15 protein-coding genes and 3 pseudogenes are annotated in these 23,436 nt (G+C 70.3%); 12 read left to right on the top strand and 6 right to left on the bottom strand.

All coding sequences use genetic code 11. The features are described 5' to 3' along the window. The first annotated feature begins 120 nt into the window (after positions 1–120). Positions 121–1,572, top strand: a complete 1,452-nt coding sequence (locus ACIA6T_RS06255) for a hypothetical protein (RefSeq protein WP_399445388.1) — start codon at positions 121–123, stop codon at positions 1,570–1,572. A gap of 5 nt (positions 1,573–1,577) precedes the next feature. Here ACIA6T_RS06255 and ACIA6T_RS06250 read toward each other — a convergent pair whose 3' ends face one another. After that, a complete protein-coding gene (locus tag ACIA6T_RS06250) occupies positions 1,578–3,077 on the bottom strand; it encodes a hypothetical protein (protein WP_399445387.1) in 1,500 nt (499 codons plus the stop codon). A gap of 332 nt (positions 3,078–3,409) precedes the next feature. Between ACIA6T_RS06250 and ACIA6T_RS06245 the strand changes: the two genes are divergently transcribed. The 4 genes and pseudogenes from ACIA6T_RS06245 to ACIA6T_RS06230 all read left to right on the top strand — a co-directional run bounded on the left by ACIA6T_RS06245 (position 3,410) and on the right by ACIA6T_RS06230 (position 5,657). Beyond that, entirely contained in the window at positions 3,410–4,279 is an 870-nt protein-coding gene (locus ACIA6T_RS06245; RefSeq protein WP_399445386.1) for a peptidoglycan-binding protein, read from the top strand. A gap of 340 nt (positions 4,280–4,619) precedes the next feature. Further along, positions 4,620–4,862 (top strand): annotated as a pseudogene (locus ACIA6T_RS06240) (peptidoglycan-binding protein); the annotation flags it as partial. A 96-nt stretch (positions 4,863–4,958) separates the two neighbouring features. Continuing rightward, complete coding sequence (locus ACIA6T_RS06235) at positions 4,959–5,264, top strand: M23 family metallopeptidase (RefSeq protein ID WP_399445704.1); 306 nt, start codon at positions 4,959–4,961, stop codon at positions 5,262–5,264. A 126-nt stretch (positions 5,265–5,390) separates the two neighbouring features. Further along, positions 5,391–5,657 (top strand): hypothetical protein, encoded by a 267-nt coding sequence (locus tag ACIA6T_RS06230; protein WP_399445385.1) that lies wholly within the window; start codon positions 5,391–5,393, stop codon positions 5,655–5,657. 121 nt (positions 5,658–5,778) lie between these two features. Here ACIA6T_RS06230 and ACIA6T_RS06225 read toward each other — a convergent pair whose 3' ends face one another. Next, positions 5,779–6,348, bottom strand: coding sequence for a DUF2087 domain-containing protein (locus ACIA6T_RS06225; protein ID WP_399445384.1), 570 nt, complete (start codon positions 6,346–6,348; stop codon positions 5,779–5,781). 292 nt (positions 6,349–6,640) lie between these two features. Here ACIA6T_RS06225 and ACIA6T_RS06220 point away from each other — a divergent pair, with 292 nt between their 5' ends. Continuing rightward, complete coding sequence (locus ACIA6T_RS06220; protein WP_399445383.1) at positions 6,641–8,344, top strand: SpoIIE family protein phosphatase; 1,704 nt, start codon at positions 6,641–6,643, stop codon at positions 8,342–8,344. Positions 8,345–8,384: 40 nt separating this feature from the next. After that, positions 8,385–8,782: pseudogene (locus ACIA6T_RS06215) on the top strand (SAM-dependent methyltransferase); the annotation flags it as partial. Positions 8,783–8,842: 60 nt separating this feature from the next. On the opposite strand, the gene ACIA6T_RS06210 reads toward ACIA6T_RS06215, so the two are convergent. After that, positions 8,843–9,454: a sugar O-acetyltransferase gene (locus ACIA6T_RS06210; RefSeq protein ID WP_399445382.1), complete on the bottom strand. Its 612-nt coding sequence runs from the start codon at positions 9,452–9,454 to the stop codon at positions 8,843–8,845. Between the two features lie 522 nt (positions 9,455–9,976). On the opposite strand from ACIA6T_RS06210, the pseudogene ACIA6T_RS06205 reads away from it, so the two are divergent. The 3 genes and pseudogenes from ACIA6T_RS06205 to ACIA6T_RS06195 form a co-directional block, all read left to right on the top strand. Further along, positions 9,977–11,853, top strand: a pseudogene (locus tag ACIA6T_RS06205) (lectin); the annotation flags it as partial. A 103-nt stretch (positions 11,854–11,956) separates the two neighbouring features. Beyond that, positions 11,957–12,226 (top strand): hypothetical protein, encoded by a 270-nt coding sequence (locus ACIA6T_RS06200; protein WP_399445380.1) that lies wholly within the window; start codon positions 11,957–11,959, stop codon positions 12,224–12,226. Between the two features lie 12 nt (positions 12,227–12,238). Then, positions 12,239–12,775, top strand: coding sequence for a hypothetical protein (locus tag ACIA6T_RS06195; protein WP_399445379.1), 537 nt, complete (start codon positions 12,239–12,241; stop codon positions 12,773–12,775). A 25-nt stretch (positions 12,776–12,800) separates the two neighbouring features. On the opposite strand, the gene ACIA6T_RS06190 is transcribed toward ACIA6T_RS06195, so the two are convergent. The 3 genes from ACIA6T_RS06190 to ACIA6T_RS06180 form a co-directional block, all read right to left on the bottom strand. Beyond that, entirely contained in the window at positions 12,801–13,571 is a 771-nt protein-coding gene (locus tag ACIA6T_RS06190) for a GNAT family N-acetyltransferase (protein WP_399445703.1), read from the bottom strand. Between the two features lie 120 nt (positions 13,572–13,691). Continuing rightward, on the bottom strand, positions 13,692–14,192 hold the full coding sequence (locus ACIA6T_RS06185; protein WP_399445378.1) for an N-acetyltransferase: 501 nt from the start codon (positions 14,190–14,192) through the stop codon (positions 13,692–13,694). Positions 14,193–14,254: 62 nt separating this feature from the next. Further along, complete coding sequence (locus ACIA6T_RS06180) at positions 14,255–15,463, bottom strand: DUF2235 domain-containing protein (protein WP_399445377.1); 1,209 nt, start codon at positions 15,461–15,463, stop codon at positions 14,255–14,257. Positions 15,464–15,923: 460 nt separating this feature from the next. Here ACIA6T_RS06180 and ACIA6T_RS06175 point away from each other — a divergent pair, with 460 nt between their 5' ends. Beyond that, complete coding sequence (locus ACIA6T_RS06175; RefSeq protein WP_399445376.1) at positions 15,924–18,863, top strand: hypothetical protein; 2,940 nt, start codon at positions 15,924–15,926, stop codon at positions 18,861–18,863. Positions 18,864–18,881: 18 nt separating this feature from the next. Next, complete coding sequence (locus ACIA6T_RS06170; RefSeq protein ID WP_399445375.1) at positions 18,882–23,309, top strand: peptidoglycan-binding protein; 4,428 nt, start codon at positions 18,882–18,884, stop codon at positions 23,307–23,309. The last annotated feature ends 127 nt before the right edge of the window (positions 23,310–23,436 follow it).

Here is a 23,436-nt window from a genome sequence, read left to right as displayed (position 1 = left end):
GACATCGTGCTTCCCGCCCGGTCGCTCCGCCCGTGCGGGTGACACGGAGACCTCTCCGGCTTCCTTCCGAACGGGGTAGCTCCGGGTGCACCACGCCGACCCGGGTCCGAGTCTGGGGTCATGCGCATCCGTCCATGGGCCGTCGTGGAGCCGCCCGACAGCCGTGGCCTTCGCCGGGTCACCATCGGCGGTGAGACGGTCGGCAGCGCCTGGTCGCCGGACGAACTGCGAAAAATACTCGGCCGCTTCGGTTATCCGGAGAACGCGGACCTGGATGATCCGTCGTCCGTATCCTGGCGCGGGGGTGACAGCAGGACCTGGCCCGACCGGGCCTGGAGGAGACGCACGGTCATGTCGCTCATGATGGCCGGACTGCTTGTCTCCATGGCTTTCAGCGCGGTCATCGGATGGCCGGACGCCTCGGGGGCCCTCACTTTCGCACAACGCATCACCGGTCTTCTGTTCGTCCTGTCGGGCGTGGTGCAGGGAGTGGCGGCGATAGCGGCTCGGGACTACTGGGGAAGGCGGTACTACAGGGCCTCCGGAGCAATTGTCCTGCTCGGGGTGTTCATTGTGCTGGCCACCGACAGCCTCCTCCTTTTCCTCTGGCTCGAGGAGAGGGAGTACACGCAGCACATATTGGTCTACATGCCCCTGTTGTGCTGGTCCCTGTGGGCACTGTTCCTTCTTGTTCGTGAAAAATCGTGGGAGTGTGTCCCGCACCCCAAGAAATTCGCGGCCGGGGTGGTCGCCACGGCGCTCCTGACGGCCGTCAGCCTCGCTTATTCCACCATGTATCAGCCTGCGGCGGCCCCCATGCACTTCAGTCTGAAGGTGAAATTCGGGAAGGCGTGGGAGGACCGCAACGTCCCGTATGTGCACGTCCCGCTGACGTTGTACATGAAGAACACGGGGGGAATCCCGGTATACATCGTCAACGATATCTACACGGTGCGCGGCAGGGGGGCGGCTTATTCTCGTGGTGAGGAGGATCTGACGGCGGAGTGGAGGGAGAGTGTGGGGCAGCAGGGGAGGAGCGAGGGAGAAGCTGAGCTCTACGTCGACCAACTCAGATACACCACGATAAGCAGTGGCCGGTTCTCCGAATCCGGCAGCTCGCTCGACGTGGGACAGGAATACTCCATGAAACGTGTTTTCCAGCTCCCCAAGGACGCCGGATACGACACCGTGAGTGTTGAATTTCAGATCTCGTACATGAGGAAGGACCGAGGCAAGGTCGATGTGGAGGATTTCAGGCTCGCCCATCCCTCATGGGATGAGAACGGTGGCTACTACTGTCCGCCGGCGATATGCGGGGAGCAACTCATATATCGCGGAAGGGTGCGGCACAACAACAACCTCATCAATGTGACACGCAAGCCGCGCTATGTGACGGCTGTCTGGTCTCCGGAGGGGCGGTTCATCTCCTCCATTTCATCACTCCATTTCGACTACTCCGGGCTGGGTGACTACCAGGAGGAAAGGAGGGAACTGGAAAGGTACGGTGCCGCCAAGGCCCGGGTGGATTCGGAGGTCTCCGTGGCGGAACTGCTGGGATCCGCGGGGGCGTGACCCGGTCACCCGCCGGTCCGCGTGAGCCAGGTGCCCACGGTGATGCCGAACTCCTCGTCGAGGTACGAGGCGGTCTGCTGGCAATAGAAAGCCGAACCGCTCAGATCCCCGAACAGCCTGTCGCGCGGCACGATCTCGGCGAGTGCGGTGACGAGCGGTACGACATCGAACGGGGCCTGGGAGTCCTCGTTGTTCCGCAGTTGAGCGAGGACGTCGAGTTGCTCTTTGCTCTTCTCCTTCGCCTTGTAGAAGTCCTTGACCCCTTCGTCCTCCCACTGTGCGGGCACCAGCTTCTCCAGCCCGCGCATGATGCTGGACTCCGGGGCGGCCTCGAATATGGCACTGGTGCAGAGCGCGGCCGCCTTGCCGAGGGACTCCTCCGGGCGGTCCTGGGCGGACGCGGATTCCTCCTGCTGTTCCTTCATATGAGTGGTTCGCTCATCCAGTTTCTTCTTGGCTTCGGACCGCTTCTCCTGTGATGTCTTCGGGTCGGTGACTTTCTTCAGCAACGAGCTGACCTGCTGTGTGATTTTCGCCAGCTTTTCCCGTTCCCTCGGAGGCGTCCTCCGGTCGTGCATGATCTCCGAAGAGGCGCCCAGCAGCATCGCGGTCGGTTGGTCCTGGTCCGGGCCCTTGCTTTCATCCGGACCCTGGTCGTTGTCCGGGCTCTGGCTCCCGTCCGTCGAACCGGACTGCGTGCCGTCCGGACTTCTCTCCAAGGCGTAGTGCGTATCGTCCACTACGGCGATCAGCAGTCCCCGCAGCTCCTGTGGCGTCTTGGGGTCGCAGATGATGTCCAGGGTGGATGTCGTCCGCTTGGCCACCAGGATGAGCATGGACCGCTCTTCGGGCGGCACCCGGGGGCTGTTGACCGCCTTGAGCGTGGAGGTCACCTGCTTCACCAGCGCGGTCAACTGTTTCCGCAGTTCGGGAGGGGTCCTCGGATCACTGATGACTTCCAGCGCGGTGGTCAGGTTCTCGGCGCTCTCGATGATTCCCTCCCTGTCCTGCGGCAACGTCTCCGGGGCGTCGAGGGCGCTGACGATGTCCATCAGGGTGTCCACAACCGGCGCGAGTTCCTCGGGGACCTTTTCCTTCTCCTCGCTCAGGGACGTCGTCACCTCGTTGGATTCCGTCTCCAGATCCGACGGGTCTTCGGGTGTCTGCCCGTCCGTTTCACCGGGATCCGATGGCGGTGAGTCCTCAGGCGTCTTGTCCGGCGTGGGGGTGGGAGACGTCGGGGGGTCCGTGGAATTGCCGGAATCGCTCGGCTCGGTCGTCGGCGGAGTGGAGGGAGGCGCTGTGTCCTCGTCGGTGGGATCGCTCGGCGGAGAAGGAGGGGGCGGCGGGGGTTCTGTGGTCTGGGCGGGGGCTGCGACGGCGCCCCCGGTCGGACTCCGGGAATCCGGCACGGCAATCGTCATACCGGCCGGCAACGCGAGCGCCGCAGTCAGGAGGGAGGCGTTGGCCGCGTGAAAGACATACCGCCGGGAGATTCTGGCCATGATGGTCCCCGATAGGCTGTGCGCTGTGATGCTTCGGCCCGTCGGCTATTCTTCCCCTCGGCGGCGGCTTCGATAAATGCGAAGCCGGAAGAATGCGCAGCCGATACGAATCCACTCTTCACCTGCCCGGCGCATCCCGCAACGGGAACATCAAGCCGCGGACGCTGCCGCCGATCGTCCCGCCCGTTTGCCGCGGGCCCCCGGCAGACGCATCGTGGGAAGTGGGGGAGGGCCTGCCGCGGGGCTTCTTGTCCGCCCCGGCGCCCGCTTCCCCCTTTCACCCCCGCCGCACCCCACAGCCATGTGCGGCGCGAAGAGGGAAGGATCCCGTCATGCCCCACCCATGGATGCCCCGGGCTCTCAAGGCGGACGTCGGGGACCATGCGCCGTGTGACCCCGAGTTCCCGGCAAGGGCGATCGCGCACATCACGGCGGACAGGGAGGCCGACGCCGAGGCTCCCCTGGATCTGGTCCCCTTCGGCAACCTCAGGGGCTTCTTCACCGGCGGCGGCAAAGGCCGGGCTCCGCACATCCTCTGGGACCCCTTCACCGGAACGTTCGCCCAGTTCTTCCCCGCCACCTCCCGCAGCAAAGCCCTGTCCGACACGGCCGGTGGTACTCGTACCAACCGGGCCGGCAAGGTGGTCATCCAGATCGAGGCCTTGTTCTTCCCCCACTGCCGAGTCGACGGCAAGGTGTTCGCAAGGCTGGTCGACACCCCCTGCGAGGGCTGGGACGACCTCCACGCATGGATCAGCTCCTGGAACGTACCGGACGTCTGGCCCATGGGTCCTCCGACTTCTCTGTCCCGCCATACGTGTCCGGCCGACAAGTGGAGGTCGCGGGGCGGGTGGTACGCCCACGCCCATGTCCCGGAGAACGACCATGTCGACCCCGGTTCCTGGCCGGCGTTCGTGTCACGGCCGCCCGGACCGCCCCCGGACGAGCCCCGGTTCGAGCCGTTTCCCGGGGCGTCGTTCTTCCGCGCGGGACACAAGTCGCCCGTCATCGCGGAAATGCACGGCCGACTCGTCGCCGAAGACTGCAACCGCTACACGTCCGGCACCGGCATCGACGTGTGGGGACCGGGTGACGTGAGGTCCTACACCGCCTGGCAGCGGAAGCTGGGTCTCGAAGGCGGCTCCGCCGACGGCGTTCCCGGCCGGTTCAGCTGGGACAGGCTGGCCGTCCCCAACGTCTGAGGTGCCGCGGGCGTCGTGCCGGAGGATCCCGGGAACGGAACCGGCCGACGGCCCGTCAGAAAACCCGTGGGCCGGCGTGGTTCCCGGGTTTGCACACCACTCCCACCGGGCGCATGGTGGAAGAAGAGCGGCTGCGACAGTCAGCGGCACACGATCCGGGAAGGACCCGTGGCTCCCGAGCGGGAGCGCCGCTGTGCCGACCGGCAGGTCACTCCTTACCGGCCTCCACGCCGATCGACCGCTTCCGGCGCCGGTACGGTGACATCCCACGCGTTCGACAGACGATCCCGCACCGTCATTCCGGCGCCTTGCCGAGTCCCACGGAAAGGAGAGGGCCATGCCCGCGACGGCGCCATTCCCAGGAGTGAAATTCTTCCACAAGGGACAACGCAGCCCCGTCATCGCCTCGATGGGCAAACGCCTGGTGGCGGAAGGGTGCGGGAAGTACCGGACAGGTCCGGGCCCCGAGTGGACCGATGCCGACCAGCAGTCGTACGCCGCCTGGCAGCACAAGATCGGGTTCGAGGGAGCCGATGCCAACGGCATTCCGGGCAAGGCGAGCTGGGACCGGCTCCACGTCCCGACGGCGACGCCGACCCCTGATGGTGCCCGCGTCGCATCTCCCGTACCGGAGCACGGCGTCACGACCCCCTACGGGAAGAAGGGGCCCCACTGGAGCCTGGGCCGTCACACCGGCGCGGACTACGCCGCCCCGAAGGGAAAGCCCTGTGTCGCGGTGCGCGACGGTTCCATCGTCCGCGGCGGACACGACCGCAGTTTCGGCGACTTCCTCGTGCTGCGCGTCGGCGGGTTCGACTTCTACTACTGCCACCTCTCCGAGCAGACCGTGAAAGGGGGCTCGGTCAAGGCCGGCCAGAAAGTCGGAGAAGTCGGCTCCACCGGGAACGCCACCGGCCCTCATCTCCACTTCGAGAAGCGCCCGGCCGGCGGCCGCTTCGGCTCCGACATGCCACCCAACTGGTAACCGGGAGAACCCGTCGGCCCGTCAACGGTTCTCGCGAGCCGGCGTGCGGCCCGTACCGGCGGCACCGGACGGGTGCGGGGCGTGTACGGCTCGAGGGTGCCGGAAACGCCGCCACCCCCGTCCTTCATGGACGTCAGTACCTTCCACACGCTCTTCTCCACCACCTGCCTCACTCCGGTCGGCCTGTGGTGGGACGTGGTGCAGAGCCGTACCGACCGGATGCGCGACCCCGCCCTGCGCCGCGTCGTCGGCGCGTTCCCCGGTCTCGCCCGCCATGTCGGGCTGCGTCCCGCCCGGGCCGGGGCTCTCATGCCGGTCGTCCTGATCATTCTCGCTCACGCCCTGGTCCGGCGGCACATGGCGGGGGAGGGTCGTGCCGACGAGGATGCCTGATCCCCGTGCGTCCGGCACCTCGCCGTGTCCGGTCTGCCGGGCCGCTGCCTCCGCAGCGGTGACGGACATGCCTTCCGGGGCGCCCCGCACGACAGAAAGCGCCCCGCCGACGCTCCGGGGGTCAGCGGGACCGGGCGACGAGCCGGACGTCGTCCTCGGCCGGACGGCGGTAGACGCCGTCGCTCCGGTGCAGATGGTGCAGGTCGACGAGGTACCGGCGCAGGGTCACATGGTCGATTCGGTCCCCTCCGCACCAGGCGCGGAGCCTTTCGTCGACCTCCTTCTCCGCGTACTCCCGGCCCGGCTCGAAGGTGCTTTCCGCGATGTGGCGCAGTACGACCTTCTTCCGGTTCCACTGTGCCGGCAGCTTCACCAGCCGTCCGTCCCGTACGAACGTGCGGAGCACCGTCTCGAGCCGTTCGTCCCCGGTGCCGTGGTCGTGCGCGGGCCGCGGCCCGGCCGCCTCGCGCGCCAGGCGGCGGAGCGAGTCGTAGGACACCGCGAGTCCGTCGGCGCCCGCCGCGACGACCTCCCGTTCCCCGAGCCGCCGCAGCGCGACGAGGGCCTTCCTGGCCGGCAGCCCGGTCCGCTCGGCGACCTCGGCGGAGCTCGTAGCGCCCAGCGCCACAGCGGCGAAGACCCGCACCCGGGTCTCGTCGGCGAACAGCCCGACCACGTCCTCGCCCGTCATGCTCCGTCTCCGTCCTTCCGGGAGCGGTACCCCCGGACCATGTCATCGGGACGCTACCCCCCGGGACACAGTGGACGCCCGTCATTTTCCGCGCGGGCTCCGGGCGCGCCAGGTGCGTCAGGCGCGGTGCCCCTGCCCGGCTTCACCGGAGCGAACTTCATCGAAGCCGTCGGACGACGTGGGATCTCCCCGCACATGGGCATATGGGGAAAGCGTGAAAGTGGGAGAAGGCACATGCGGCCGGGCACACGGGCGGCGGGCGGGGCGTCGGCCGGCAGGCAAGGAGGTCACGATGACAGGGTCGGAGCGCAGAGAGGTCCACGGGCTGTCCGTACCGACCGCTTCCGCCGCGCTGGAAGCCGTCGGCGCGGGCGCCTACGTCGTCGACGAGCAGGGCTACATCATCGCCGTCAACGCCCGCGCCGAGGAACTGCTGGGCCGGTCCGCCGCAGAGCTCCTCGGCCATGACGCGCACGACCTGCTGCACCGGGACTCGCAGGGGCAGCAGCTGCCGAGGACCCAATGCGCGATGCGACAGGCGTTCCACGCCGGACGCCCGGCCCAGGGCGACGAGGACTACTTCGCACGCGCCGACGGTTCGGTGCTGCCGATCTCCTGGCTGATCACCCCATACGACATCGGCGACCATCGCGCCGCCACACTCGTCGTCTTCCACACCCCCGAGCACCCACGGGACCCCGGCCCGCGACCGGAGCCGACGGCCCGGTCGCTGTCGGAACTGCAACGGCTGGCACTGCTGGCCGAGACCACCGCGCAGCTGACCTCCACTCTCGACGTCGACGAGGCGCTGCGGCGGCTGACGGCCCTGGTCGTGCCCCGGCTGGCGGACTGGGTGGTCATCGACCTGATCACCGAACATGACGAGGTGTGGCGCACCGTCGTGGTCCACGCCGAGGGCGACACACTGGTGCGGCACGAGGACATGCAGGGACCGATGCCACCGATTCCCGAGGAATCCCCGATGCCCCTGTCCAGAGCCCTGCGCGGCGTCGCCTCCACCCTGGCCGGTCCGCAGACCTACCAGGGCACCCCGGATTCCGGCATCGCGGTCGAGCAGGGCCGCCTGTTCCACGCCACGGGGATGCACTCCGCGGCCATCGCGCCCATCCGCAGCCCGCGCGCGGTCCTGGGCGCGCTCACCCTGGGCCGTACCGAGACTCCGGCGGCCTTCGCTCCCGTGGACCTTCCGCTGATCGAGGACGTCGCGCGCCGGGCCGGCCTCGCCCTGGACAACGCCCGCCTCTACCAGCGCCAGCGCAAGGTGGCCGAGACCATGCAGAACCACCTGCTGCCCCAGATGCCGGGCGTCCAGGGCCTGGAGATGACCGTCCGCTACCTGCCCGCACCCGACGCCTCACATGTCGGCGGCGACTGGTACGACGCCTTCCCCCTGGCCGACGCGTCCACCGCCCTGGCCATCGGCGACGTCGTCGGCCACGACCTGGAGGCGGCGGCCGGCATGGCGCAGGTCCGCAACATGCTCCGCGCCTACGCCTGGTCCCAGCACGAGCCCCCCAGCCGCGTCGTCGAACGGCTCGACGAGGCGATCCAGCACATCACCGACGTCACCATGGCCACCATGATCTTCGGCCGGATCGAAGCGGCCCACGACGGTCACTGGCAGCTGTCCTGGACCAACGCGGGCCACCCTCCGCCGCTGCTGATCAGCCGGGACGGCCTGGCGAGCTACCTCACCGACGGCCACGGCATCCTCCTGGGCACCCAGGCGGGCCTGCGGCGCCCCGACGCCACGGCGCTGCTCCCGCCGGGATCCACCCTGGTGCTGTACACGGACGGCCTCATCGAAGCACCCGGCCAGAGCCTCGACACAGGGCTGAACCGGCTGCGCCAGCACGCCGCCGCCCTCGCCCACCGCCCCCTCACCTCGTTCACCGACCAGCTGCTCCGCCGTGTCCGCCCCACCGACAACGACGACGACGTGGCCCTCCTGGCCCTGCGCGTTCCCGAGTGCTGAGCCCGTGAGGGATCCCGGAGGGCCGATCGGCCCAGGCACGGCGCGCCTCGGCCGTCCCGGTGGGCCCCGGTGGAGGATCGGTGACGCGGTCGACCTGACGAGCGACCGGGCGCCCGGCACGCCGTACACGAGGGTGATGCGGGCGATGTGGCAGGGGCTGCGGGAGACCATCGGCACCGGTGTCTCCTGGGTGCCGTCGTACCCCCGACTGCTGCGCGGAGCCGGGCTCGTGCGTGTCGCCGCCGAGATGCGTGTGCCGCCGCTGCTGCCCGGCAGCCCCATCAGCCTCTTCTGGGCGGACACCTGGGAGCGGCGATGCTCGCCACCGGCCTGGTCGACGATGCCGCCGTCGACGACGCGGTCCGGTACCTGGACTCCGACGAGTGCGCCGCGCTGTCCGCCGGCCTGCTGACCGTCTGGGGCCGGAAACCCGAGGAGGCCCGAAGCCGACCGTCTCCGTCCTGGGCGGCTGTGAAGCTCACGGCAGGACGACGCCGCCTACCCTTCGGCGGTACGTGTGGCGAGGTCCTCGTCGGTGATGGCGCGGACCACGCGGCAAGGGGTGCCGAGCGCGACGGTCATCGGGGGGATGCTGCGGCTGACGACGCTGCCGGCGCCGATGACCGATCCGTATCCGATGCGGACGCCGGGCAGGACCACGGCGTTGCTGCCGATCCACACCTTGTCCTCGATCACGATCGGCTCCGAGAACCGCCCGAAGTCGGCGCGTCGTGAGGGGTGCACCGGGTGTCCCGTCGTGGTCAGGGTCACGCTGGGAGCGATCATCACACCGTCACCTATGCGGATGTCGACATCGTCGACGAAGGTGAGGTTCACGTTCCCGAAGAAGTCGTCGCCGATGTGGACGTTGCTGCCGAACCCGGCGTGGAACGGCGGCAGCAGCACCGTGCGTTCACCGACCGACCCGAGGATCGCGACGAGCAGCGACCGGCGCTTCTCCGTCTCACCCGGTGGGGTGTGGTTGTACTCGAAGATCTGCTCGGTGCGGCGCCGGGGAGCCTGGAAGGCCGCTTCCGACTCGGTGTAGACGAGCCCCTTGGCGATCCGGGCCAGGATCTCTTCCTCGTGTTCCTCGTGCGCGTGCGTCACAGCGGAACGGCTCCGTTCGTCCAGCCCTCGGGCCTGGGCCCGGCGCGTCCTCGGCCGGCCGCGCACACCGAGCCTATGCCTTCGCCCGGACCGTGGTGTCCCCGTCCCGCATGGTGACGCCTGCCCGGCAGCCAATGCGTCGTGACGACGACCGGGACGGTGACCGGTTCACACCGCGGTCCGGCAACCGGCACGGCGCCGACGGCACTTGGAACGGCACCGGCACTTTGTCCCATGCGAGGAAGAAGGCGCGGGACTGTGCGCGAAAGGGGTTACGCGTTCACGCGAGGCCCGCTGACTTCCTTGAAATGGACCGGTCATAACCCTGTCCGGGGTGACGGTCCGGTGTTCGACGGCGCGACGGCGCGCGCCCGTACTCCTTCACGGCGGGCCCCCGTGGCCTGCCGCCACCCCCCCATATTCCTGGAGACTTCCGCGCGCACGAAACCGCTCGGACACAGACGTGTCCGCATGCTGCTGACGGCCGTGGCGTGTGCCATGGGCCTGGCGCTGCCCATGGGCCCGGCCGGCGACGCCCCCGCCGACGGAACGGCATCCGACTTCACCCCGTTCGACGGCGTCAACCGGCTGTCCCGGTTCGTCCTGCGGACCGACGGCACCCTCGACGTGGGGAGCGAGAAGAAGATCCTCGACGTGCCCGCCTCCCGCGGCCTGTGCTGTCACGTCGGCGGCGACATCGACTTCGACGCGGCGGGCGACCTGTACCTGTCGACGGGCGACGACACCAACCCCTTCGCCTCGGACGGCTACACCCCCCTGGACGAGCGCGCCTCCCGCAACCCCGCCTACGACGCCCAGCGTTCCTCGGGCAACACCAACGACCTGCGCGGCAAGATCCTGCGGATCAAGGTGAACCCCGACGGCACCTACGGCATCCCGGCGGGCAACCTCTTCGCGCCCGGCACCGCCAGGACCCGGCCCGAGATCTACGCGATGGGCTTCCGCAACCCCTTCCGGATGAGCGTCGACAGGGCCACGGGCGCCGTCCACGTCGGTGACTACGGTCCGGACGCGGGCACCGCCAACGCCTCCCGGGGCCCCGCCGGTCAGGTCGAGTTCAACCGGATCACCAGGGCGGGCAACTTCGGCTGGCCCTACTGCACCGGCAGGAACGACGCCCACGTCGACTACGACTTCGCCGCCGGCGCCTCGGGCACGGCCTTCGACTGCGCGGCACCGAGGAACACCTCACCGCACAACACCGGCCTGACCGACCTGCCGCCCGCCCAGCCGGCCTGGATCCCCTACGACGGCGCCTCCCTCACCGAGTTCGGGAACACCGCCCCGACCGTACGGCTCGACACACCCGTCGACGGACGGATCCACGACTTCGGCGCCGCCATTCCCTTCGAGGTCACGGTCACCGACCCGGAGGACGGCACGATCGACTGCGCCAAGGTGAGGGTCACCTTCATCATCGGTCACGACAGCCACGGCCACCCGCAGACCTCGGCCACCGGCTGCACCGGCACCCTGCACACCCTGGCCGACGGCGAACACGACCCCAACGCCGACATCTTCGGCGTCATCGACGCCGAGTACACCGACAACGGCGCGAACGGACAGCCCGCGCTCACCGCGCACGACCAGCACATCACCCAGCCCGGCCACCGGCAGGCCGAGTACTACGGCGGCTCCGCCGGTGTCCAGGTCGTCAACCACACACCCGCGCACGGCGGCAGGACGGTCGGTGAGATCCACGACGGCGACTGGATCTCCTTCACGCCCTACAGCCTCGACAACGCCACCGGCTTCACCGCCCGTGTCTCCTCGGCGGACAGCGGCGGCACCCTCGAAGTCCGCGCGGGCTCCCCGGCCGGCATCCTGCTCGGCACGGCCACCGTGCCGGTCACCGGCGGCTGGGAGACCTTCCAGGACGTCACGGCGTCCCTCACCGGCCGGCCGGCACCACCACCCTGTACCTCGTCTTCAAGGGCGGCAGCGGCGCCCTGTTCGACGTGGACGAGTTCTCCTTCACCACCTCCACCGGCGGCACCCGCACGGGCGAGGTGAGGGGGGTGAACGGCAAGTGTCTGGACGTGGACAACGCGGGTACGGCGGACGGTACGGAGGTGCAGGTCTGGACGTGCAACGCGTCGGCGGCGCAGCGGTGGACGGTGGCCGACGACGGCTCGTTGAGGGCGTCGGGCAAGTGTCCGGACGTGTCCGGTGGCGGGAGTGCGGACGGTACGCGAATCCAGTTGTGGACGTGCAACGGGACGGGGGCGCAGAAGTGGGCGGCCCAGCCGGACGGTACGGTCCGCAATCCGCAGTCGGGCAGGTGCCTGGACGCCTCGGGCGGTACGTGGAACGACGGTACGCCGGTCCACCTGTGGACCTGCCACACCGGACCCAACCAGAAGTGGACCCTGCTCTGATCCCGGCAACTTGCCCGGCCCGTCCGCCGCTTGACGCTTCCGACCGGGGGTAGCCGACAGGGCGTCAAGGACGAACAAGGCAAAGCACGCAAGGAGGCCGGCCATGGGAGCGCGCCACGACCACGACGGACAGGGACTCGGCGACCTCGAACCGGGCACGCGCCAGCGTGCTCAGTTACGCGCACGCGTCGCCGACATCGCCTCGACGGCGCTGTGCGTGGTGCTCGCCCTGTGGGCGGTGTGGAGCGTCGTCGGCGTGGTGCGGGGAACGGCGGAATGGGCGTACAGCGTGGTCGCCTGCGTGCTGCTGGCGGCCGTGCTGACCGTCCGGACGGTAGGCGTCCGGCGCGGCGACGTCCGGTCCGGACGGTAGGGGGGAGCGGCGGTGGAACGGCTCAACACCTTCCTCGGCCGTCACATCTGGGCCCAGGTGCTGCTCGTCGTCCTTCTGGGCTGGGCGGTGATCATGCTGATGTCACCGGGGGAGCCGCCCCTCGTGGTGCTGGCGCGGTCCGCCGTCACCTCGGTGGGCGCGGTGGCCGTCCTGCTGGTGCTGCGGGCCAGGGAGAAACGCGCGGCCGGCGGCTCGGGTGACCGCCTGGTCACCCTGGACCGCCGGCTGCGCCACGGGGAGATCCCCTCCTCGCCCGCCGACCGGGAGGCCATGCTGGACCTGGTGGAGCAGCGGCTGCACCGCACCCGGCACCGGCGCCCCGCCCTGGCGGTCCTCTGCCTGGTGTACGTACTGCTTGTCGCCGCGCCGCTCCTCCTGGGCCAGGTCCGCCCGGCGCTGGTCTGCGCACTGCTCGGCGCGATCTGCCTGCCGCTGCTGACATGGCAGGGCGGCCGGCAGGTGCGGCGCCTGCGCGAGATGCGCGAGGCCCTCCGCGGGAGCACCGGCGGCCCGCTGCCCACCCGATGACGCGGGGCCCCGGGCGCGGCCCCCGTCAGCTTCCCAGGGTGAAGAAGTGCAGCGGGCTGTTCGGTTCGAAGCCGATCCGCGGGTACACGGGGGCCCCGGCGGCGGTCGCGTGCAGCGTGGCGCGGGTCAGTCCGGTGTTCCGGGCGCCCTCGTACAGGGCCTTGCGGGTCACCGCCTCCCCGTACCCCCTGCGCTCCCATCGCGGGTCCGTGGCCACCAGTACGACGAAGAGGCGGCCGTCCGCTTCCACGGCCCCTGCGCACGTCACCGGAACGCCGTCCCGCATGCCCAGGTAGGCGTGCACCCCCGTCCTCCACAGCCGCGAACCCACGAGGCCGTCACGGCCGGCCTCCAGCGGCATGCCGTAGGCGCGCGAGTTGAGGTCGGCGTAGGCCCGCAGGTGCTCGTCCGTGCCGACCCGTGTGAACGACAGGTCCGGGTGCGCCGGTTCAGGGACCGGCAGCAGGTCGCCGGCCATACCGGTGCCCGAGAAGGCGTGCACCAGACCGGCCCGCTCGGCCGCTTCCGTCAGGCGCGGGCGCGCCTCGGGGTCGAGGAGGTCCTCGAAGACCCACAGAAAGCCCGCGTGCCTCTTCGAGCGCATGATGCCCGCCGCCTGCCCCAGCCGCTTCTCCATGAGGCCCGCGTCCGCCCCGGCGTCGGTGAGCGTGACGCAGTTCCAGAAACCGAACCGGCACTCCGCCCAGCGCACCGCGACGCCCGGCAGGTCCCGTACGTCCGCGCCCGGATCCCGGTCGAGCACCATGTCCCGCCAGACCGTGGCGAGCTGCTCCATCGATTCCACCGCGTCAGCGGAGTTCCGCGTCACCTTGTCCCCTTTTCTCGATCACCGGTCGGGACATGTCTGCCCATCGGGACCGACGGAGCACGCCCGAACCTGCTGGAGCGGCTCCGCTCACGGACGGTCCGGCAGCCGGAGCCACTCCTCCCAGGTCAGGTCCCGGCCGATGAAGCGCGGCCGCTCGAAGGGCCAGTCCTCGGCGATCCAGCGCGGCACGAACGCGTCCAGTGCCCGCTCCAGCGCACCGCCCACCTCGTCGTCCACCACCCACCAGGAAATCTCGGCGTCCGCCCCCTGCTTCTCGGGCGGGTCGATGTAGACGCAGCCGCGCAGGGCGGTGCGGTCCGCGTTCTCGATCGTGTAGTTGAACGACTCGTGCGCCTCGATCTCCCGGGCGTGCCGCTCCAGATCGGCGAGGTTCGCCTCGTACGACATCGTGGTCGCCGGCCAGCCCCACGCGGGGCCGAAGACCGACCACAGCCGCTCCCGCGAACCCATCACCGTCGGGTAGTCCAGCGGTGCGTCCGCACCGCTGATCGGGCGCAGCCGGTGGCCTCCGCCGTCGGGTATGCCGACGTGGAGAGGATGGACGAAATCATGCGGAAGCCAGGTCATGGGCGTGAGCCAACCAGGCCGGGAAGCGCCGCGCAAAGGGATATCGCCGCGGCCGACCGGTGTCACGTGGCACGGTGGAGTCCGTCCCGCGTGTCGGCCGCCGCTCCCGGACCGGACGCGGCGGGAGGCATGGGCGGCAGGCTCGAGGCGAGGTCCGGCAGCAGGACGGGCTCCAGCCGGACCCGCTCCTGCCTGCTCAGGTAACCCTCCAGCTCCGACGGCCGGTAGCCCGTGTCACGGTCGTAGCGCTCCTTGGCGGGCACCGCCAGGAACTCGTTGCCGTCGGGCTCGCCGTGGTCGTCCACCGCCTTCCCGAGCGGCCGGTGCAGCGGCCTGGCCAGCTGGTACATGCCCGTCCGTGAGGCGTGGAGAGTGCCCGAACCGTCCGGCCGTACACGGAAGTCGACGCATTCCTCGGGCTTCATCACCCGGGGTCCCTCCGTGCTGAGCGCGTCGGCGTCGAACTCCAGTCCGTGTCTGCGGGCATGGTCGACCATCCACAGCAGGGCGATGTCCGACAGCCCCGTCTCCGCGTAGCCGCCACCGACATCGCAGTGCACCCCGGCGAACCACACCTGCTTCAACTCCTGGCCCCGCGCGGCGGAGTCGGGACGCTGGTGCCACAGGGCCGGCCGGAACGCCGAGCGCTGTTCGTCGACGGCCAGCGCGTGGAAGGCCGCCTCGACCCGGTCGCTCAGCTCGGTGTCGTGGAACGCCCAGCGGTGGTTGAACCGGTTCGCCGACGGCTGCAGCCACGTGGTGTCCGGTACCGGGATGCCCAGGGCGCCGACGGTGTCCCACACCCCGACGAACCTGATGTCCGTCTCGCGCGCGTACGAGCGGCGGAACAACGTGGCGGCCGCGCCGTTCGGCTGCTCGACGCGGTCACGGTACAGAGCCCACGCCTCCGGGATCCGGTCGGCGTGGTCCCGGCGCAGGATGCCGCTGTTGTGCACCAGCCCCGCCAGGCTGCGGGCGGTGAACGCGCCGCGGCTGAAGCCGAAGAGGAACAACTCGTCGTCGGGCTCGTACGTCTCGACGAGGAACCGGTAGGCGTCCACGACGTTCTGGGACAGCCCCACACCGAACGCGCCGCCGCGCAGACGCTCCCACCGGTGGGTGCCGACACCGCTGTGGTAGTAGACGCGCTGTTCCTTCCCGGCGGCGGACCCGGGACGCACGGACAGGGCGACCTTGGCGACATTGGTCTTGCTCGGCTGGTCCGCGAAATTCCATGTGCCGTCGCAGCAGACGACCAGACGCTTGGCCATGACCATCCCTCCTCGCGAGAGCGTGGAGCGGCGCACAACACCACTTCCAGGGTCCCACCGTCCGTCGCCCCGCGCCATGCGACAGCCGCTCGACACGCTCACTGGTGATGTTCCGCCCGCGGGAGCACCATGGAACGAGGAGGGGCGAGCGGCCTCGGACGGGACCCGCCCTCCAGCCTTCCCTTCCCTCGTACGAGGGGGTTCCCTCATGGCTTCCCACAGCCGTCCTCCTGTCACGCCGACACCGGGGCGGGACATGCGAGAACGTCACCAAGGGGGCCGTCCCGGCGGCGGTGGTCGTCCCTGGCACCCCGGCGGCGGTGACCGTCCATGGCACCCCGGCGGCGGTGACCGTCCCTGGCGCCCCGGTGGTGATGGCCGCCCCGACCATCCCGGTGGTGGCCGTCCGGACCACCCTGGGGGCGACGGCCGCCCCGACCGCCCCGGTGACGACGGCGCGGTGGGACCGTTCAGGGTCGTACGTCCCGCGGACATGCTCGTGGTCGACATAAGCCTGGTGAACCTCCGGTTCGACGGCCGCCGTCTGGTGCGGCGGGAGCCGGCCGCGCCGACGCTGATCCTGGTCGGGCTGCCACCGCAACACGTCCGGGAGGAGGTCCCCGGGAATCTGGACTCCACGACCGACCCACCCGGTTCCCTGGCAGCCCTCACCTCCGGTGTGTCCCAACTGGTCTTCTCCGTGCCGCCCGAAGTGGAGAGCCTCGACCTGTCCCTGACGTCCCTGCTCGACTGGGAGCGGCTGGTGCCGATGACCGTGCCGCCGCCGGTTCGGCCCGGCGTCCCCGCGACCGGACTCCCCGGAAGCGTCCTCGAGTTCCCCACCCGGCTGTTCCTCACCTACGACGAGCCCGTCACCTGGACCTGCCGGCCGGAGCCCCACGACGCCGACGGCCGCACCGGGCTGTGGCACGCCCTGCTGAACGGCGAACGGAGTGGCGACGCACTGCTGCGGGCCCTGAGGAGGGCCGAGGAGCGGCCCCCCGTTCCCGCGCACGTTCCGCTGACCGAGGCGAATCTGGAGGACCTGGTCACCCTCACCAGCCGCACGGAGCTGGTCGACGTCAACAACGCGCCCATACCGCTGCCCAGCGCCCCCCTGCGCGCCGAGCAGTTCATCGCGACACCACTGGGCGCCTCCGCCCATCTGCACGGTGCCTGGGACGACGTGTCACCGGACGCCGAGAAGCAGTTCGACACGCTCAAGAGGCGCAGCCCCGAACTCGTGGCGTACGACCACATCACCGGTCTCGGACGTGACCAGTTCGTCAGAGTCGTCACCCGCGGCGTCCTCACAAGCGGCCACCCGGCTCTCCTGGTGAGTGAGTTCAAGCGACTGTTCGTCGCCCACAAGGACGACGGGATCGTGGCCTACCTGCAACGGGAGGACCGGATCCTGCCCCGTGAACCGGAGGTGCGGTACGGGGAGAGCACCGGCTTCCCGAACCAGGGACGCGAGATGCCCTTCCGAGTGCTGCGCGTCACCGACCGGGTCACCCCGCCGCTCAAACCCGTGTGGCAGCCGCCGCCCGCGGACCGACCGGACGCCCAGCCGCAGGCCGCGGAGCCGTTCTGGGTCGAGCTCCAGGGCGGTGGAGACCATCAGTTCACCGTTCTGGCTACCGACCACGAGGGGCGCACGGTCAGCTTCACCACGCCGCTGGTGTTCGTGCCCGATTCACGGACCGAGGACTGGGGGGCGTTGCTCCACCTCTACACGTCGGACGAGACGACGAACAGCAAACGCCTCGAACGGCTGCTCGGCGGGCAGGTGATGGCCATGGCCCAGCCGCCCGCCGACGCTCCCGGCAGCACCGCTCACGCGGTGGGCAGACTGACCTTCGCGTTGGCCCGGAAGGAGGCCGGGGGTCAGCACCCGCTGGCCGGCATGCTCGTCGTGTCCTCCGCCGAGGTGCGGGTCCCCGCCCTCGAACCGTTCGCCCCGAAGGCGGGGGACGTGCGCGTGACGTTCAACCCCGTCTATCGCGACCGCGGTATGGCGGCGCATCCGGCGCGTGCCTACCTCGACCTGGAGAACGCGGTCGGCCTCGACTTCGCCGCGGAGAAGGCCGGTGGCCTCGCCCGGCCCAACGCCGCGGTCAAGGTGATCACCGCTCAGGCCGGTGTCGTACCGGACATGTTCAGGGCCGGCTCCACCGGCGCCGTCGAAGCGGCACCCATGACGGAAATCCAGAAGGCTTTCGGGGAAGCCAAGTTGCTCGGCTTCATCGACCTGTCCGCACTCCTGGCGCCCGTCACCACCGAGCACCTCGGCCGCCTGAAGCAGCTCGGGGACGCCGAGATCCAGAACCTGCTGGACGACGCGGAGGGCATGATCCCCGCCCCGGTGCTGCGCGTCCGCGACCTCGTGGACGGGGAGGGCAAGGAACTGCGCTACGTGTGGAAGACCAAGCTGCGGAAACCGCAGCCGGAACCACCGGACGACGCGTTCCTCCTGGACGTGACCGACGCGGTGCTGACCCTGGACGCGCGGACGACCGTCTCGAAGGACGGCGGGCAGAACACGTCGGTGGAGGGCCGGCTGCGCGATGTCGCGCTGGTCATCGCCGACGTCGTCCGTGTGGATATCGCCGACCTGGAATTCAGGACCGTTCCCGGCAACAAACCGGACGTGTCGGCGTCCGGCCTGGAGATGCGGTTCCTGGGGGAGCTCCGGTTCATCGACACGCTGCGCAGCGCCCTGCCCGCCGACGCCTTCGGTTCCGGCGCCTATGTGGACGTCCAGCCCTGGGGCATCCGCACGGGTTACGCGCTGGCCCTTCCCACCATCGGAATCGGTGTCTTCTCACTCGCCAACGTCTCCCTGAAGACGGAACTGACCATCCCCTTCGACCCCGACAAGGCCATCTCCTTCCGCTTCTCGGTCGCCGAGCGGCAGCGTCCCTTCAACGTCACCGTCTCCGTGTTCGGCGGTGGTGGCCACGTCTCCGTGCTGGTCGACGCGGCCGGGGGCATCGAGGTCGAGGGCGCCATCGAGTTCGGTGGGGGAGCGGCACTGAACCTGGGCGTGGCGAGCGGCGGAGTGACGGTCATGGCCGGTGTCCGCTTCGAAGTCCGGGACAGGCTCGTGAAGGTGGGCGGCTACCTGCGGTGCAACGGCTTCCTGAGCGTGCTGGGCATCGTCACCGTCTCCGTCGAGTTCTATCTGGAGCTCACGTACGAGAAGCACGACAACGAGTCCGTGATCCGGGGGAGGGGAACCCTCACGGTGAGTGTGAGGATCGCCTTCTTCAGCAAGTCCGTATCCCTCGAGCTCGAGCGGAGTTTCTCGGGTGCGCCGGGCGACCCCTCCTTCGTCGACTGCTTCGACAAGGAGACGCACTGGGAGGACTACTGCCTGGGCTTCGACGGCGACCAGTAGACCCGGCGGGAAGTGATCATGAAGTTCGAACAGCAAGTCCTGTGGACCGTGCTCCCGGCGGGGATCCCGGCGGACGGCACCGAGCTCAAGGTATCGGTCTTCGTCACCCCACGACTGGGGGTCCCCGACCAGGATCCGGCCGAACCGCCGGAACGCGGCACGCTGCGGGCCTTCCCCGACTTCCGCGCCTGGCCCGACAAACTACGGGAAGCGACCTTCGAGTTCGGGCCCGGAGACGGCGCTTCCCCCTCCTTCAGCGGCCACGTCCGACCGTCCGGCCCGGCTCCCGACGCCGCGCTCTGGACGAAACTCTTCGGCGGCGAGGACATCCCGCTGGAGCCCTACGTGTTCCAGGACATGGCCCCACGGACCCACGAGGCCCGCACCTACTCGGCCCGGAGCGTCAGCAAAGCGACCCGGACGGCCTACGGGTGGGCTGCTCGGGAGTCTCCCGAGCAGCCCCCCGAAATGCGCCCCATGATGCGGGAGATGATGAACACCGAGCACCCGGGGGTCTCCTCCCGAGCCACCGGCATGCGCGAGGGTCTGAACCAAGTGCGTGAATTCCACGAGCCGTTGGGCCGGAGCACTCCGACGCTCGCGGACGGAGAGACACCGCCGCCCCCGCCACCGAAGAAGCTCGACCCGGACTTCCACCAGATGATCACCTCGCTCGGTGACCACCCGGCCCTGCTCCGACGGCTCGGGCTGATCCTGGACTTCCTCCTCCCGGACGGAGCCGTTCCCGTCTCCTCGGGCGGCGAGCACGCACTGAGCGTCGTCCCGCACTGGACGTCCGGACCCGGTCCGCGGTCGAGGGACCTGGCCCCGCGCACGCGTTACGTCTACCTTCCCGACCGGAAACTGTTCGTCCCCGCGTCCGGGAAGACCGGCACCGGTCCGCTCGGCTCTCCGGCGCTCGGTCTGCTGGCGCTGCCCGAGGACGACTTCTCCCTCGAACAGGCCGACATCGACGGCGCCGCGCTGAAGCTGGCGGAACTCGCCCGCGACCCGGCCGGGACCGGCGCCCCCGCACCGGACCCGACCGCGCCGGCCCCGGAGACCAAGGGGCTGGCTCCGGTCCGCACCCAGGGGCTCTCCTTGGTCAGGGACAGACGCCTGGAACTCCTCGAGGACGACTTCAAGAAGGCGGCCCGGGACAACGACGCGGCCTCCACCGCACTGGCGAAGAGGCAGGCGGGGGACGTACCGCATCCGGAGCGGCCGGACTCGGCGGACATGCCGGATCTCGGCGCCGAGGACCTGGTCCGCGGTCACCGGATGGACGTGTGGGACGACACCCGGGGGCGCTGGTACTCGTTGCACGCGCGCACAGTCGCATACCGTTCCCCCGGTGCCGGCGAACCGCTGCTCACGGCGTCCGACGAAGGCTTCTTCCAGATCAATCTGGTGTCCCCGCCGGACGATGCCGACAGCGACCGGATGTACGTGCCCGAACGGATCACGACCTGGGAGAACTGGTCCCTCTCCGCGCCCCGGCCCGGCCGGGTCCTGGGCATCGGACAAGGGGCGCCCGACGAGGTCGTCGAGCCCGCCAACGAGCGGCAGACCCGGCTGCCACTGGAGATCGACGTCAAGGTGCTGAAGGGCTCGCTGCCCTGCCTCAGGTACGGCCGTGGATACCGGATCCGGCTGCGCACCGTCGACCTGGCGGGCAACGGCCTCACCCTGCGGGAAGCCGATGCCCTGATGGACCGGGACCACGACGGCGACTGGGCCCTGCCCGGGGACGGGCCCCTGACGTTCCGGAGGTTCGAGTCCGTGCCGGCCCCCGTCGTGGTACCCAGGCTGCCGCTGGACGAGGGCGCCTCGGTGTCCCGGCTGGTCATCCGCAGCACCCCCGGCAGCGCACCCGGCCCGGCCGGCGGTGCGGCCCCCGGCACCGGGACACGGACCGTCGTACTGGCCGACGTACAGCCGGGCATGACCAACGACGACGTACGCCTCGTCCAGCAGGCCCTGATCGCCCGCGGCCACCCCATCCCCGCCGGCGCGACCGGCCACTTCGGCTCCCAGACCGCAGAGGCCTACGCCGCCGAACAGCGCGAACAGGGCCTCCGCGGCGGGGACGCCGACGGTGTCCCCGGCTGCCGGTCCCTCACGGAGCTCGGCCGCAGCAGCGGCTTCGCCGTCGACTGCGGCGCCGCCGGCACCCCCGGCACGGCGGCGGGCGAGACCCCCCGGGGCGGGGAACCGGCCCGGACCGCCGAACAGTACGCCGCCGACCTCAACGGCTCGCCGCTGGTCACCACAGGGGAACACACCCCCTTCCACGGGGTCGACGAACGGCACCTCGTGGCCCCGAAGGCATCGCTGCAGTGCGTCGAACGGCACGGACTGCTCGACGGGGCCATCGGTTCGCAGGACCGCGCGGCCAGGGAAGCGGGCTACGCGCTGGCGTCCCGCGAGAACGGGTCGCTCGACGATCCGAACCAGCCGGACGTCGAAGTGGTACCGGTCGACTCGCCCGCCGCCGACCCGGAGCACCCCGCGGCGACCGCCCGGCACACCGGGGAACAGGTCGAACTGCCCTACCTGCGCGAGCCGCTGGCCGCCGGCGTCCTGCTGTTCGACCTGCCGGGCATGCCGAAGGGGAAGCCGTTCGAGGTCGCGTGGGGAGGCAGCGTCTGGCACCGGCCCCTCTCGTTCCGGCTGCGGCTGGCGGAAGGCGATGCCCCGCCCCACTTCGACGAGTCGTCACGCGTGCTGACCGTCTCGCTCCCCAAGGCCCAGGTCGCCACCGTACGGGTGTGTTCCGCGGTCCGGTTCGACGAGTCGCTGATGGGCCTGGCCTCCTGGTGCCGCGAGCAGCCCGGCCCACAGCCGGCCCCGCAGGCCGCGCCCGAGGTCAGGGAGAGGGCGGCACGGCAGGACGCGGAGGTGCGGCAAAGGGCTTCCACCGCGCTGGACATGGCGGCCGCCGGACGCCACTGGATGTTCACGCCCCGCCAGGAACTCACCCTGGTGCACGCGGTACAGCGGCCACTGAGGCAACCCGTCCTGGACCTGCGGCCCACGGGACAGCGCCCCGAGGACGCCACGGCCGAGCACCTCGCCGGAACGATCAGGCTGGACCAGGGCAGCACCGACCGGATCGAACTCGTCGCACAGTGGACGGACGTGGTCGACGAGGGCGACGAGGGCCGCGCCGAGCGTCCGATGACCACACCGGTCTTCGGTCTCCTCACCGCGAAGCCGGCCCCGGCCGACGACGGTGCCGACACCGCACCGGCCACCCTCCAGGACGGCACCCTGGCCTTCAGCACCCCGGCCGCGGAACGGTCGGCGAGCACGGAACCGAAGAAGCACGAGTTCGGCGACACCAAGCACCGCAAGGTGCTCTACCACCCGGTGGCCGGCACCAGGTTCGGCGAGTACTTCCCGTCCCGGCCCGCCGAACACGACGCGAGTGCCCGGACCGTCCGGGGCGCGGCCGTGGAACACTCGGTACCCAGCAGCGCCAAGCCCACCGCGCCCAGGGTGCTGTACTGCGTACCCACGCTGTCCCTCGAGACCGTCGAAGGCCCACCCGGCACCGTCGTCCGGCGCCGCCGCGGCGGCGGCATCCGGGTGTTCCTGCAGCGTCCCTGGTTCTCCTCCGGGGACGGCGAACTCCTCGGCGTGGTGCTCGGGCCGGCAGTGGGCGCCGGCACACCCGCCGCGGACGTCCCGGGCGTGACCCTGATGGGCCGCGACCCGCTTCACCGCTCCGCGGAGGTCGTCACCCCGACCGTGTCGACGTTCACCAACGCGGTGCGGCACGCCGAGGGACTCACCCCCGTGAAGCCCACGGAGCCACCCACCGTCACCGTCGTGGGCTTCACGCCGCAGTTCGACGCCGAGGGGGACCGCTGGTTCTGCGACCTGGACCTGGACACCGGGGACACCTGTCTGCCGTTCATCCGCCTGGCCCTGGTCCGCTACCAGCCGAACTCGATTCCGGGAGCCGAGATCTCACCGGTCGTGGTCACCGATCTGGTACGGACCCTGCCCGACCGTGAACTACGGGTGAAACTCGACGACATACCGACCGTCAGTGTCACCGGCCCGTCGTACGACCCGTCCGACTCCCCTCCGCCCCGGGTCACGGCGACCGTGCAACGGCGGAACGACGCCGTCACCGACGAGGACCTCGCCTGGGTGACGCTCCACGACACGACCGTGACGCTGACCTCGATCGACGCGGCTTCCACCAGGACCCCGTCCTACATCGGCCAGGTCCCTCTGCCCGAGGGCGCGCGGCGGGACCGACTGCGTCTGCTGGTCATGGAGACCGACGGAATACCGCCCGACGCGGGGACCCCGCCCACCACGCCGGGGCCGGTGGTGTACTGCGACACCGTTCCCCTGGACGGGGACCACCAGCACCATGACCACCACGACGGCCGTGACCGCCGCCGGGGCGATCACGACCGTTGGCACTGACCCGGCGAACAGCGCGCCGGCGCCGACCGGTCCACCGGACGCCTTCACGTGCGGTGCTCCGCCCGGGGGAATCGGGCGACACCCTCCCGGGCGTGGGCCCGGTGCGCGGAGAGCGGGTGCCATCATG

This window comes from Streptomyces sp. NPDC051740 (genome assembly GCF_044453165.1).
Lineage (GTDB): Bacteria > Actinomycetota > Actinomycetes > Streptomycetales > Streptomycetaceae > Streptomyces > Streptomyces atrovirens.
The sequence above is the reverse complement of the archived record's forward strand: the minus strand, read 5'-3'. Positions and strand labels throughout refer to the sequence as shown.